12 protein-coding genes are annotated in these 13,533 nt (G+C 68.7%); 7 read left to right on the plus strand and 5 right to left on the minus strand.

Going from position 1 to position 13,533, the window contains the following annotated elements; translation table 11 throughout:
* The 3 genes from ACFVT1_RS03300 to ACFVT1_RS03310 all read right to left on the minus strand — a co-directional run bounded on the left by ACFVT1_RS03300 (position 1) and on the right by ACFVT1_RS03310 (position 4,139).
* Positions 1-2,301 carry a transposase gene (locus ACFVT1_RS03300; protein ID WP_389792041.1) on the minus strand — a complete coding sequence of 767 codons (2,301 nt, stop codon included), beginning with the start codon at positions 2,299-2,301 and terminating at the stop codon, positions 1-3.
* Positions 2,298-3,116 carry a TnsA-like heteromeric transposase endonuclease subunit gene (locus ACFVT1_RS03305; RefSeq protein WP_389792043.1) on the minus strand — a complete coding sequence of 273 codons (819 nt, stop codon included), beginning with the start codon at positions 3,114-3,116 and terminating at the stop codon, positions 2,298-2,300. Before ACFVT1_RS03305 ends, ACFVT1_RS03300 begins: the two co-directional genes overlap by 4 nt.
* Before the next feature lie 405 nt (positions 3,117-3,521).
* Positions 3,522-4,139 carry a TetR/AcrR family transcriptional regulator gene (locus tag ACFVT1_RS03310; protein ID WP_389792045.1) on the minus strand — a complete coding sequence of 206 codons (618 nt, stop codon included), beginning with the start codon at positions 4,137-4,139 and terminating at the stop codon, positions 3,522-3,524.
* 69 nt (positions 4,140-4,208) lie between these two features.
* Here ACFVT1_RS03310 and ACFVT1_RS03315 point away from each other — a divergent pair, with 69 nt between their 5' ends.
* The 4 genes from ACFVT1_RS03315 to ACFVT1_RS03330 all read left to right on the plus strand — a co-directional run bounded on the left by ACFVT1_RS03315 (position 4,209) and on the right by ACFVT1_RS03330 (position 8,330).
* Positions 4,209-4,610: a hypothetical protein gene (locus ACFVT1_RS03315; RefSeq protein WP_389792046.1), complete on the plus strand. Its 402-nt coding sequence runs from the start codon at positions 4,209-4,211 to the stop codon at positions 4,608-4,610.
* 100 nt (positions 4,611-4,710) lie between these two features.
* Positions 4,711-5,205, plus strand: a complete 495-nt coding sequence (locus ACFVT1_RS03320; RefSeq protein WP_389792048.1) for a hypothetical protein — start codon at positions 4,711-4,713, stop codon at positions 5,203-5,205.
* A 448-nt stretch (positions 5,206-5,653) separates the two neighbouring features.
* Complete coding sequence (locus ACFVT1_RS03325) at positions 5,654-6,328, plus strand: class I SAM-dependent methyltransferase (RefSeq protein ID WP_389792050.1); 675 nt, start codon at positions 5,654-5,656, stop codon at positions 6,326-6,328.
* Between the two features lie 184 nt (positions 6,329-6,512).
* Positions 6,513-8,330 (plus strand): glycoside hydrolase family 15 protein, encoded by a 1,818-nt coding sequence (locus tag ACFVT1_RS03330; protein ID WP_389792052.1) that lies wholly within the window; start codon positions 6,513-6,515, stop codon positions 8,328-8,330.
* A 69-nt stretch (positions 8,331-8,399) separates the two neighbouring features.
* Here ACFVT1_RS03330 and ACFVT1_RS03335 read toward each other — a convergent pair whose 3' ends face one another.
* Positions 8,400-9,239 carry an SDR family oxidoreductase gene (locus ACFVT1_RS03335; RefSeq protein WP_389792054.1) on the minus strand — a complete coding sequence of 280 codons (840 nt, stop codon included), beginning with the start codon at positions 9,237-9,239 and terminating at the stop codon, positions 8,400-8,402.
* Positions 9,240-9,674: 435 nt separating this feature from the next.
* On the opposite strand from ACFVT1_RS03335, the gene ACFVT1_RS03340 reads away from it, so the two are divergent.
* Genes ACFVT1_RS03340 through ACFVT1_RS03350 form a run of 3 tightly spaced genes read left to right on the plus strand, consistent with a single transcriptional unit; the run spans position 9,675 to position 12,544 of the window.
* Entirely contained in the window at positions 9,675-9,923 is a 249-nt protein-coding gene (locus ACFVT1_RS03340) for a ferredoxin (protein WP_389792055.1), read from the plus strand.
* Positions 9,920-11,311 (plus strand): NAD(P)/FAD-dependent oxidoreductase, encoded by a 1,392-nt coding sequence (locus tag ACFVT1_RS03345; RefSeq protein ID WP_389792057.1) that lies wholly within the window; start codon positions 9,920-9,922, stop codon positions 11,309-11,311. The genes ACFVT1_RS03340 and ACFVT1_RS03345 overlap by 4 nt, the downstream gene beginning before the upstream one ends.
* Positions 11,312-11,323: 12 nt before the next feature.
* Positions 11,324-12,544, plus strand: coding sequence for a cytochrome P450 (locus ACFVT1_RS03350; protein ID WP_389792058.1), 1,221 nt, complete (start codon positions 11,324-11,326; stop codon positions 12,542-12,544).
* Positions 12,545-12,780: 236 nt separating this feature from the next.
* Here ACFVT1_RS03350 and ACFVT1_RS03355 read toward each other — a convergent pair whose 3' ends face one another.
* A complete protein-coding gene (locus ACFVT1_RS03355; protein ID WP_389792060.1) occupies positions 12,781-13,458 on the minus strand; it encodes a GAP family protein in 678 nt (225 codons plus the stop codon).
* Positions 13,459-13,533 lie beyond the last annotated feature (75 nt).

Raw genomic sequence — 13,533 nt, forward strand, 5'->3', positions numbered from 1 at the left:
TCACGTCTCCTCCGTCGGCTGCGGGTCCGGTTCGTCGGATCCGTCATCGTCGTCGGCGATGACGAAGAGGTTGCGGCCGCGGCGGCTCGATCCCAGCGGAGCGGGTGCCGACGGCTGCTGCGCTGGCTTGGCCGTCTCACGCCGTCGGCGCCGGTGCGCGTCCAGGCTCTCGGTGGCATCCCGGGCCCGTTCCCGCCACGGAGGCTCCGCATCCGGTGCGCCGAGGGCAGCCAGGCGCGGTGGCTTGTTCGGCTTCGGCGGCTGTTGCGGTCGGTCCGCAGCTGCCGCCTGGGCCTGGGTGATCTCCCGCGCGTGCTGCGTCCGCTGGGATTTGGTCAGCTGGGACGGCCACTTCGCGACCGGATCGACGGCCCCCAGCATCTCCAGGAGTTTGGGGACGAGCTCTCTGTCAGAGCGCGGCTTGAGGCCTGCTTCCCGTACGCGGGTGAGGAGTTCCTCGACCCGGGCGTCACCGAAGGCCGGCATCTCGCCCTCCGGCGGCAGGCCCGTCCAGCGCAGTTCGTGCCATTCATGGGTGTCGGGATCCTGGAAGTACACCACCCGCCGGTCGCGGGGTTCGCGGTGGATGACCCAGTGCTGCTTGTAGCGGCCCCCGCGCGCGGAGTTCATGTCGGGCTGGTGCAGTAACTCGGCGTCGTACCAGAGCCCCTTGACCTTCACGCCCCGCCGGTGGATCCGCTTCACGTGGTGCTCGGGCAGGAAGCGGTAGTACGTCTCCGGGGAGGGAATGTCCAGGTCGAAGCCCTCCTGGGCGAAGGAGGCGGCGAACAGGGTGTTGGGGCTGTGTTCACCGCCGGGATCCCAGCTGGGCGCGAACTCGCCGAGCCTGCGGTTCTGCCAGACCTTCACAACCCAGGTCGCGATGAAGTGTTCCATCTCGGCCAGGGTCAGCACCGCGTCGCTCTCCGGGTCCGCGCCGCGATCGGAGACGTCAACCCCCGTGTAACCGGCCAGCTTCTCGAACACCAGCGAGCGGATACTGCCGAAGACGCGCTCCACCGCGCTCTTGTCCTGCGGGCGCAGCACGCGCGCCGGAAGAATCCGGCAGCCCATCGCCTCTTGGACATCCACCAGATGGTGATTGCGGTAGACGGAACCGTGGTCGGAGGTGACGGTCTCGGGGGTGAAGAACGGCAGCCCGGCCACCTCGCACCCGGCGAACTCGGAGACCATGGCGGCTGGCAGCCCCGGATAGGGCCACTCCATGTCCTCGCCCCACTCCTCCCGCATGGGCAGCGGCAGCATGACGTCGCGCAGCACCATCGCGACGTCCACCGAGGAGTCCGACACCAGAGTGAGCCGGAACGCGCAGATGGAGTGGGTGTAGACGTCCAGCGCCAAAGTGAGGTGGACGGTGACCGGGTCACCGAAAACGTTCTCGCGGACCATCACCGGCAGGATCGTCGTGTCCAGCGCGACGACCTGGCCGGGGCGGGTCACGAGCACATGCCCGTTCTTGGTGGGCAGTTCGGCCGAGCGTTCGTACTTCTGTCGGGCGCCGCCCGGCCCGAACCACTCCTTCCACACCCGCAGCAGCGTGTGGTAGCTGGGGACCTCGATCTTCTCGCTCTCGTCCCCGTCCTCGTCTTCGTTCTCGAATGTCTCCCGCACATAGCGACGGATCATGATCTCGCGAGTGCGTGCGCTCACCCGGGACCGGTGGTGCTGCGTCTCCGCCCTGACCGCGAAGATCGCCTCGCGAACCTCCTCGCTGACGCTCGGGTGTCCCCCACTCGCCCGCATCCACCGGTGATCGGCACAGCCCACGATCCCGTACTTCCTGCGCCTGCACTCCCAGCGCTCCAGCGTGCGCACCCCGACGTGCGCGACGCCCAGAAGCAGCTTGGCCTCTTCGGGCCTCAGCGCCGACAACTCAGCGGCCTTCGCCGCCCGCCGCTCACTCAGCGTCGTACGGTCCGGGTCGTACTCAGGATGCGGCTCCCCCGGCGCGGGACGGAACGGATCACCACTGCGGAAACCGCAGCTGACCTCCATCAGATGCGCGAAGCGCTGTTCCATCAAGGGCCGCTTCTCCGGCTTCACATCACTCCACGAAGCTGGCTGCCGACCACGGTTGGCGCCCTCCGCCGCTGTACGCGACGACGGCCGACAACGCGGGTAGTTGACCAGGAAGCGGAAGCTCGCCCGCTGGCGCTCACCGTCCGCACGCACCAGGTGGACCCGCCCCAGATGCGGCTCCTGCCGTTCGACCAGCCACTCCACCTCGTCGAGCACCACGCCCGCTCCGGGCGAGAGATCCAGTGCCGCCGCCCCCATCATGAGAAGCCTCCCGCCAGCACCACCCGCGAACTGTCCGTCAACGGCTGAGCAAGGTCGATCCCGAGCCTGCGATGCCACAACAGGTGCAGCAACTGAGCCCGTGCCACGGGCCAGTACGTCTGCGCGGCCGCCAACTCACCGAATGTGAGGCCCTCTTGGGCATGAGCAAGCAGATCGGCCTGAATGCCGAGCACGTCGTGTGTCGGACGGCGCTTCCCGTACAACGCGCCGAGCGTGGGCCGCACATGCGGACGCCACTCGGCCGCGACCGCGTAGTGCCATCCGCAGACCAACGCCACTTCCTCCGCGGCCGCGAACGACTCCAGGTCCTCGGGCTCGATCAGGTCTCGGGGCCGCACGTCGATCAGCCAGGCCCCCACCCGCGTGACTGCGAAAAAGTCCGGGGTGTGGTTGCGCCACTTCTCCGCCGTACGGAACCGGATACGCAACGGCTGCGACAGCACTTCCGCCAGATCACCGGCAAAGTCCAGAGATACCAGCAGCTGATCCTCTTCGAGACTTTCGAACCCATGCAGGCGCCCCGTCGACACCAGGGACTCCAGACCGGGCCTGTGCCGCTGCTCTCGCCGCCAGGTGAACCCCCGCATCGGCCCACGGCTCGCCACCGGCACCTGCCCCAGGTGCCGGACCGGCCCCGCAATCTCGTCCCCGGCGTACTTCCACGTTGCCGTCCACCGGTCCGGCCAGCCATCGGACAGGTCTAGGCCGCCCCGCCCCGCGTCCAGCGAGACAGGGACCAGCAGATCTGTCCACGTACAGCTATGGGACCAGAAGGAGCCCCGGGTATCGCTCATAGTCCCAGGTAAACCGCGCGCATCCCGCCGGAGGAGCGATCTTCGAAGTTTGCGACAATTTGCCTGCAAAAAGCGCGGAACACGTCAACAACGATGCGAATTCGGCGACAGATGTCCTGCTCCGCGCATCAAGAAAGGCCAGATCGGGGCGGGAGGTTAACGACAGCTATCGTGCTCAGTCTCACCCCTGCGCCTCACCACCGTCCGCTTCTCCGAAGGCGAAGCGTTGTCTCCGAAGGCGAGGCGGTTGTCCCGTCTCACGCCGCCTGCTCCGATGCCGCTGAAGCTGGACGCCCCTGAGCCCTGTGCGCCGTCCTGCCTCTGCCCCGCAGCCTCCCTCTCCGAGGGCGAGGCGGTCCGAGCCCGGTGAGGCATCTTCGTGAGGCATCCGGTCGTGCGTATCCGTCACGTCCCGATGTGATCGACGAGGGACATGTCGGATGCCAAGGCGCAGGCAGCGGCGGCGAAGTACTGCTCGTCGGCACCATCGGCGAGACCGAGAGTGACGCCCTGGCTGAGGCCGACGAACAGCGCCCTGAGTGCGGTGGCCAGGCGGTGCGCCTGAGGCGACGTCACGACGTCCCCGTTGTGCGGCCTCCCGGCGAACAGCGCGATCAGGTGGTTCTCCTGCGACCGGACGGACGCGGCGAGCCGGGCCCCCAGGTCCGGGTCGTGCAGGGCCATGCCCAGCATGGTGATCTGGAGCGACAGGCGGGAACGCGCGTCGGGGTCGTCACAACTACGCCGGTAGTACCGGGCAAAGGCATCGACCGCTTCAAGCAGATCCAGCCCGGCGGGAACCACCTGCTCGATCTCGTCGTAGTGCGGCCGCAGGTAGTCGGCGACCAGGGCGACGACCAGGCCGTTCTTGCTCCCGAACAGCGAGTACACGGCACCGGTGGTCAGGCCCGCCCGTTCGGCGATCTCTTCGAGCCTGGCCCGGTGCCCGTCCCGGGAGACGACGTGGAACGCGGCATCCAGCAAGGCTCGGCGGTTGCGCTCCTTGGTCTCTGCTCTCGACATTCTCATAATGAAATTATTACCGTAATCTCGTTATCGAAATGGTCGGGACGTGCTCAGGGAGGAACGCTCATGGCCCAGATCGTGGCACCAGCAGTGACACTCCGGACGGTGGGGATCATCGCCGATGGCGTGGTCAAGGTGGTACTCGCCGCTGTCTACATCGCCGGCGCCGCCCCGCTCGGCCGTCTGCTCGGCGTGCCCGGCTGGCTGATGATCGTCTCCGGCGTGGCCCTGCTGATCGGGGGCGGGATCGAGATCGGGTGTGCCCGCAGCCGCCCGATGCGCACCTGCACGCGGCTCATGGCCGCCTACGACGGCGGCTGGGTGCTGGCGGCCCTTGCCGGCCTCCTGATCGCGTGGCAGGGCGGCAGCGCCGGGGGTGAGGTGTGGATCGGGTACCAGACAGCTGCCCCCGTCCTGCTCGCCGCACTGCTGGTCGCCGCCAAGCCGGCGCGGACCGCCTCGGACTGAGCGGGACAGCCGGCCCGCCCCCGTCCCGCTCCACCCTCCGCGACTGCGAACCGTGTCTGATCTACTGCCTGGCGACGATCCGGAGACTGGGAGAAGAGCGATGGGTGTTCTGACCGACTACTTCCGCGCGGCGGATGCCGCCTCGGTCGTGCGGGCGCTGGAGCAGACGGATGGCGGGTCCCCCCTCTGCGCAGCGCCCGCCGTGTTCGACGGAGTCGAGGCCAAGCGCGTGGATCCGGACGTCGTCCTGGCGCAGCTGATCGCCGCCATCCACCGGGTGGAGTGGCGGGTGGACCTGGTGGAGGAGACGACCGTGTGGCCGACCTCCCCGGTCCCCGGCCCGGACGGCCCCGAGACCGAGGACGACCCGTGGGTGACGGGTCCGTGGGTGTCGGAACTCCGTCCCCCCGCACGGGACACGCTGGCAGGAGTACGCGACTCCGAAATACCGGCCGCCGTCGCCAGGTGGGTGCAGGCGGAGGAACTGGAGGGAGCACGCGCCGAAGACATGCAGCCACTGGCCGAAGAGCTCGTCCTGCTTGCCAGGCGGGCGCGCGACGCCGGCGATCAGCTCTACTGCTGGATGTCGCTGTAAGGCTGTCCGGCCTGACCGTCCGGTCTGACCGTCCCGTGTGGCTGTCCGGCCTGACCGTCCGGTCTGGCTGCCCCGTGTGACTGTCCGGCCCGGACGTCCGGTCTGGCTGCCCGGTCCGGACGTCCGCGTCTTCGCCACCTCACCTGCCTGCTCGCCGCAGTGCTCGGCTTCTGCGTCCCGGTGCTGCGGCGCGCCGGACTCCGGCCGCCCAGGTCCGCATCGCCGGCCGGACGGTGACCACCCTGCGGGTCCCGCACCGGTCGGCGACCACGGCAGGGCATGCGTCTTCGGACGACTTCCGCAACGCCTGCGGCCACGGAGAGGGGTGCCCGTGCCCAACTCCCGGGCCGAGCAGGGCAGACGGAGTCTCGCTCCACCCGCGCTTGGCCGGAACTGCTACCGGTGTCGAGCGGCGGGAACGGGGGGAACGAGGCTACCGTCATCGGTCATGACCGAGACCGAAGCGACCTATCTGCACGCCACACGGACGGCCTACGACATCGTCGCCGTCGACTACGAGAGACTCCTCCGCGACGAACTGGACGCCAAACCGCTGAACCGCGCGATGCTCACCGTCTTCTCCGAGTTCGTGCAGGCGCAGGCGCCGGGCACCGGGCCGGTCGCCGACCTCGGCTGCGGCCCCGGACGCATCACGGCCCACCTCCACTCACTCGGAGTGGACGCGTTCGGCATCGACCTGTCACCCGAGATGATCGCGGTCGCCCGCCGGACGTACCCGGGCCTCCGGTTCGAAGAGGGGTCGATGACCGGGCTGGACCTGAAGGACGGCTCTCTCGGTGGTGTCATCGCCTGGTACTCCACCGTCCACACCCCACCGGAGCTGCTGCCGACCGTGTTCGCCGAGTGCCACCGGGTACTGGCCCCGGGCGGCCACATGCTCCTGGCGTTCAAGGCCGGGGACCGACTGCGGCACCTGGACCAGGCATACGGACACGAACTGTCGCTCGACGTCTACTGGATGTCCCCCGATCATGTCGCCGGCCTCATGAGCGAAGCCGGCTTCGGCATGACCGCCCGGATGATCCGCGAACCCGACGAGAGCGAGAAGCCCCGGCAGGGCCGGCAAGCCTTCTTCCTCGCCCGCAAGCCCGAGGGACCGTGACGGGAAGCCCCGGGTCGAGCGAGCCGGGAGGCCGCCGCAACGGGTGCACGCCTGCGCGCGGCGCTCTCCGAGGTCTGAGCGGCCGAGGCGTCGTGGGCGCATCGCCCCTCGTGCCGCACCCCGTGGCAGCCTCGTCGCACAGGGCGGACAGTGGGATCAGGGGCATCAGGGAAGCGAGATGGTCATGGACCGTTACCCGCCCATTGCCGACCACGGCCTCGTCGGCGACCTTCAGACCGCTGCTCTGGTGTCGTCCCAGGGGGTCGTCGACTGGTTCGCGGCTCCCCGGTTCGACTCGCCCAGTGTCTTCGCCGCCCTGCTCGACCACGACCGCGGCGGCTACTTCCTGTTCGCGCCGGACAGCCGGACCACCACCTGCAAGCAGCTCTACTACCCCGACACCGCAGTCCTGGTTACGCGGTTCATGTCGCCGGACGGGGTCGGCGAGGTATTCGACTGCATGCCACCGGATCGTCTCGGCACCCCGACGGACCGGCACGTACTGATGCGCGGAGTGCGGGCGGTGCGCGGAACGGTGCGCTTCATTCTGGAGTGCCGCCCGCGCTTCGACTACAGCCGGGCCACCCACCGTCTCGACCTGCAGGACGGTACCGCCACGTTCCGCGCACCGAACGTCACCGCCTTTCTGCAGAGCACCTTCCCCCTGCAACAGGACGGCAGGGACGTGCGGGGTGCGGTGACCCTGAGGCCGGGTGAGGTGGCCGCAGCGGTGTTCACCGTCGGCGGACCGGATGGTGACCCTCCGCCGCCGGTCACCCCGGACTCGGCGATGGAGCAGTTCTGGGACGTGGTGGAATTCTGGCAGCGCTGGGTGCGCTCCTCCCGGTATCGCGGCCGGTGGCCGGGGGTGGTGCACCGCTCGGCCATCACACTCAAGCTGCTCACCTACGCACCCACAGGTGCTCCCGTCGCCGCCGCCACCATGGGCCTGCCCGAGCAGATCGGGGGTGAACGCAACTGGGACTACCGCTACACCTGGGTCCGTGACGGCTCCCTGTCCGTGCGGGCCCTGCTCGACCTGGGGTTCGCCGAGGAGGCCGCGCAGTTCACGCGCTGGCTGAGCGACCGCCTCCAGGACCGGGAGGGCGTCGAAGGCGAGCCGCTGCAGATCATGTACCGCGTCGACGGGGACCCCGAGCTGCCGGAAGAGGTTCTCTCGCACTTCGAGGGCTATCGGGGTTCGTACCCGGTGCGGGCCGGGAACGCAGCAGCCGATCAGCTGCAGCTGGACATCTACGGCGAGGCGCTCTATGCCCTGTCGGAAGGGCGTGAGATCGCCGTGGGAGGCAGCTATCACGGCTGGAAGAACCTCGCGCGGACCCTGGACTGGCTCGCCGATTCCTGGGATCGCCCCGACGCAGGCGTCTGGGAGACCCGTGGTGGGCGCCAGGACTTCACCTTCAGCCGAGTGATGGCGTGGGTGGCCTTCGACCGGGGGCTGCGCCTGGCGAGAGAACACAGCCGTCCCGCCGACGCTCCCCGTTGGACCGCGGCTCGCGACGCGATCCTCGAACAGGTGATGGAGCGGGGCTGGAACGAGACGGAGCAGGCCCTCGTCCAGCACTACGGAAGCGACGTCCTCGACGCTTCGCTGCTACTCATTCCGCGCGTCGGGTTCCTGGCGCCCAGGACGGTTAGCTGGCTGTCGACCCTGGACGCGATGGAGCGCACCCTGATATCGGACAGCCTCGTCTACCGCTACGACCCTGCGGCCTCCCCGGACGGTCTGCGGGGCTCCGAAGGCACGTTCAGTCTCTGCACCTTCCTCTATGTGGACGCTCTCGCCCGCGCCGGGCGGATTCGGCCGGCGCGCTATGCCTTCGAGAAGATGCAGACCTACGCCAACCACGTCGGCCTGTTCGCTGAGGAGATCGGACCCAGTGGCGAGCAGCTGGGCAACTTCCCGCAGGCTTTCACGCATCTGTCCCTGATCATGGCCGCCACCACCCTGGACAACGCCCTCGATCAACAGCGGGACTGAGAACGAAGGTCGCGGAACGAAGGCCGCGGAACGAAGGCCGTGCCTGCCGCTCGCGGCCGCCGTAGCGGTTCAGCCGCCGGTGGCGAAGCCGGGAAAGAGGGTCATGCCGCCGTCCACGTAGAGAGTGGTGCCCACCACGTAGTCCATGAGGTCCGAGGCAAGCCCGACGACCGCGTGGGCGATGTCCTCCGGATCGCCGACGCGTCCGTAAGGAATCAGCTGCAACAGGTCCTTTTCGGCATCAGGGGTGTTCCAGGCGCTGCGATTGATGGGAGTCCTGATGGCTCCTGGAGCAATCGCGTTGACCCTGATCCTGTGGGGCGCGAGCTCCTGGGCGAGCGTCTCCATCATCATCTGCACCCCGCCCTTGGAGGCCGCGTAGTTGACGTGGCCGGCCCAAGGGATGAGTTGGTGCACCGAGCTCATGCAGATGATCTTCCCGGCCGCTCGCGACACCTCGGGGACGACTCCCCTTCTCAAGAACTCCTTCGTCGCCTCCCGGGCGCACAGGAACTGGCCGGTGAGGTTGACGTCCAGCACCTTCTGCCACTGGGCCGTCGTCATCTCGGTGAACGGAGCATCGCGCTGCAGCCCCGCGTTGGCCACGAGGATGTCGATGGTTCCGAACTCCTGCACCATCCGTTCGACCATCGCGACGACCTGGTCCTCCTGTGACACATCGGCCTCGTACGCCTTCGCGCGCACGCCGAACCCGGAGATCTCCGCGACCACCTGCTCGGCCTCCTCGCGCCCGGCGACGTAGTTCACGACCACGTCGGCTCCGGCGCGTCCCAGGCCGATGGCCGTCGCCTTGCCGATGCCGGAGTTCGCGCCGGTGACGAGTGCCTTCTGGCCCTTCAGAAGATGCGAGGGAACGACGCCCTGCGGGGCCCCTTGAGTCACGCTCACGCCGGTTCTCCTCCTCGACCGGCCGACCTCATGACCGCATGCGGGTCAGGTCGGCTCCTGTCGACACCGAACCATCCGAAAGCCCAGCCCACACGTCGGGCACGGACGGATTGCGCCGATCGGTCGAACGCGACCGGGCCTCGGGGACATGGGACTCCGGAGCCGATCGGCAGCGCGGCCCTTCCCGGAGTGCGGGCAAAGTACGCGCGGGATACGCTGGTTGGCAGGAAGGTCAGGATCTCTGGGCGGTTCCACCCGCCAGTCGCCTTGTACGCGACGACCAGCCTTCTGCGGCGACCCGACGAGCGCGGTGCGTCTCCTCGCGTCCGCGGAGCCGGACAACGGCTCCATGCCTTCTCTCGCGCCGTGCGCTCCGTGCGCATCGAGTGGCGTCGGCTTCCGGGCCCGCAGCTTGTAGTCCCTGTGGAGGTCGGGATGAGAGTTGTCGTTGATCTTTCCCGATGTGAAGGGTATGCGCAGTGCGCCTTCCTGGCTCCGGACGTGTTCCGGATGCACGGCGAGGAAGCGCTGATGTACCACCCGAACGCCGACGACGCCCAGCGCGACCAGGTGCTGCGCGCCGCGGCGGCCTGCCCGGTCCAAGCGATTCTGGTCGACCGGCTGGAGGGACCGGACGTACCGCTGGAGGGACCGGACGCACCGGCGGAGGCGTCGCCGTCATGACCAGCGCCGACAATCTGCAAGCGTTCAAGCGCGATGGCCGCATCGTGGTCGTCGGGGCGTCGCTGGCTGGACTGCGGGCCGCGGAGGCGCTGCGCAACGAGGGTTTCACCGGATCGCTGACCATGATCGGCGACGAGCTGGGCGAACCCTACGACCGGCCTCCCCTGTCCAAGCAGGTACTGACCGGGTGGGTGTCCGCCGAAAGCACCACACTGCCGCGACGTCGTGACATCGATGCGGAGTGGCTGCTGGGTGTGCCCGCCGACGGGCTGGACCTGGGGACCAACCACGTGCGTCTCGCCGACGGGCGCGACGTCCCCTTCGACCGGGTGTTGATCTCCACCGGGGTCCGGGCCCGGCCCTGGTTCGTCGAGAGCGAGGCGACTCTGGACGGGGTCTTTGTCGTGCGTACGCGCGAACACGCCGAGGGCCTGCAGCGAGCCCTCGCCGCCGGCCCCTCCCGCGTCCTGGTCATCGGTGCGGGATTCACCGGCTCCGAGATCGCCTCGATCTGCCGCGAACGGGATATCCCGGTGACCGTCGCCGAACTCGCGCCGACCCCGCTGGTCGGGGCGCTCGGCGCCATGATCGGTGAGGTTGCGGCGGACATGCAGCGCGCTCACGGTGTGGATCTGCGCTGCGGTGTCAAGGTGACCCAACTGGAGGGCGACGCGCAGGGACGGCTTCGCCGCGCCCACTTCGACGACGGCACCACGATCGACGCCGACGTGGCGGTGGTGGCACTCGGAGGCATCCGCAACACCGAGTGGCTGCAGGGCTCAGGACTGGCGGCGGGCGTCTGGGGAATCGCCTGCGACACGGGCTGTCGCGCCCTCGACCTCAACGGCCTCGTCACCGACGATGTCTTCGTCGCCGGAGACGTGGCACGCTGCCCGAACCCGGTCTACGAGTACCGGCTCATCTCGCTGGAGCACTGGGCCAACGCAGTGGAGCAGGCCGAGGTCGCGGCGCACAACATGGTCAGCTCCCAGGCGGACCGCTGGCCCCACCTGTCCATCCCCGTGTTCTGGTCGATCCAGTTCGGCGTCAATATCAAGTCCGTCGGCGTGCCGACCTTCGCCGACGAGGTGGTCGTCACCCAGGGGTCGGTACCCGACCACCGCTTCGTCGCCGCATACGGCTACCGGGGCCGCGTCACCGCGGCAGTGAGCTTCAACAACGCGAAGTGGCTGGACCACTACCGGACGCTCATCGAAACGGCCGCGCCCTTCCCGCCTCCCTGTCCCACACCCGACCGGCCCGCCGACATGAAACCGGTGCCCGTCGACTTCCCTGGGCCCGTCCTGCTCGCCCAGGGCGCCACCGTCGTCGTCACCGGCCACGATCCGAGCGAGCGACGCGTAACGGCCGCGCGCCAGCATCGGTAGGAGGGAAGCGAGATGACCACGACCGAGACGTCCGACATGCTGCGCCGGGTCCTCGACCACTCCTCCCGGGCCGACCCGTATCCGCTGTACGCCGAGCTGCGCAGGACACCGGTGGCCCGGCAGGAGGACGGCAGCTACGTCATCAGTACCTATCGCGAGATCACGGATGTCCTGCACAACCCGCACCTGAGCTCGGACACTCGCAATCTTTCGCATCCGACGGCCGGAGCCGAGGAGCAGACCACGCCCGCGTTCATCAACCTCGACCCGCCCGAGCACGACCGCCTGCGGCGTATGGCGATGCGCCATTTCGGCCCCCCGCACACCCCGGGGCTGGTGACCGGCATGGAACCCTCCCTGACCGCCACCGTCAACGGCCTGATCGACGACTTTGCGGGCAAGGAGCAGATCGACGTCGTGGACGACTTCGCCTACCCGTTCCCCGTCACCGTGATCTGCCACCTGCTCGGCGTGCCGCGCGAGGACGAACCGCGGTTCCATCTGTGGGTGAACGACATCATCAACTCGATCGACTACGACCCCAGGACCGATCCGAAGGAAAAACTGGACAACGGCGTGCAGGCCCGCAAGGACTTGCGCCAGTACCTCGGCGGGCTGCTGGAGCAACGCCACGGCCGGCCGGGCGACGACCTGCTGTCACGGCTGGCCAACGACGACGGGCCCGACGGGCGGATGACCGACGAGGAAATCGTCAGCACCGCCAACCTGCTGCTGATCGCCGGCCATGAAACCACCGTCAACCTCATCACCAACGGCATGCTGACGCTGCTGCGCCACCCGCAGGTGCTCCAGCGCCTGCGCGACGAACCGGGCCTCGTCATACCGCTGGTCGAGGAACTGCTGCGTTACGAGCCGCCCGTGCACATCATTCCCTGGCGGGCGGCGTACAGCGACATCGCCGTGGCCGACACCGTGATCGCCAAGGGCTCGCAGATCATGCTGATGCTGGCCTCGGGCAACCGCGATCCGGACCGCTTCCACGATCCCGACCGCTTCGACCCCGATCGGCGTGACAACCAGCACCTCGGCTTCGGCAGCGGCATTCACCTGTGCTTCGGCGGCCCGCTGGCCCGGAGGGAAACCCAGATCGCACTGACCGAGCTGGTACGCCGCCTCACCCGGCCCAGGCTGGTCGCCGACCCGCCACCGTACCGGCGCAGCCCCATTCTGCGCGGGCCGATCCATCTGCACATCGAGCAGGGCGACGGCTAAGGGCTGTCCCGTAATCCCTGGTGGATCAGCGTGCGGCGTCAGATGCGGTGCATCGCAAGGCGGAGGGACGCCCTCATACTGGATGTATTCGGGCGTTCCGACAACGCGGCGAGGTGCCGTAGCTGGCGTCGCACGCCCGCCAGGGATTACGGGACAGCCCTTTGGGTCTTTCGTTCGGATCGGGCCGGACCCCGCGAGCCCGGCGTGATCCGAACGAAGACCCCAGCGCGACGTCCTCACATGGCGAGGATGCTGATGCCGTCGCCCAGGAGCTTGAGGCCGAGCACGAAGAACAGAACGGCCATGACGGCGACGTTGTGCTGCGCGGCCCAGTCTCGCCAGTTGCCGAGGATGCTTCTGGCACGTTCGCCCATGCCCAGGTAGACGGCGAGTGGTGCGAGCACTCCGAGAGAGGCGATGACCACGAAGATCGCGAGCGTTCCGATCTGCTGCGGCACGGGGAGCCCGGCAGAGCTGATCGAGGCGCCCGCGGCGATGGTCAGGGGCGCGTTCTTGAGATTGGCCGCCGAAAGCAACAGCCCCAGACCGAGGATCTTGGCGGGGGTGAAGCGGTCGATCGCCGCCATCCACTTCGGGAGCTGCGCCTGGGAGGCGTCTTTGGGGCGGCGCCGCCACTGACGGGCGCCGAAGAGGGCGAGGAGTGCACCCAGGGCGAGTTTGAGGGCTCCGACCCAAGTGGCGGGGTGCTTGTGGGCCGAGGCTCCGCCCGTGCCACCGACGGCCAGCATGATCGCGCCGAGCGCTGCGAGCCCCAGCACCCAGCCGAGGGCGAACAGCAGTCCGTTGAGGCGCCCCTGCGGGGTGGCCAGGATGAGGATGATCGCCACGATCGGAAGGGGGCTGACCGCGACACCTGCGGCCAGGCCCAGCACATCACCGACAGCGTGTCCCACTGCGGCCTCCGGGGAGAGAGACGGATGATCCGGAGCGGACTGCCCATGTCGGCCGACTGGAAGCCGGCATGCCCG

It is taken from the genome of Streptomyces sp. NPDC057963 (assembly GCF_042887155.1).
In the GTDB taxonomy this organism is placed as follows: Bacteria; Actinomycetota; Actinomycetes; order Streptomycetales; family Streptomycetaceae; genus Streptomyces.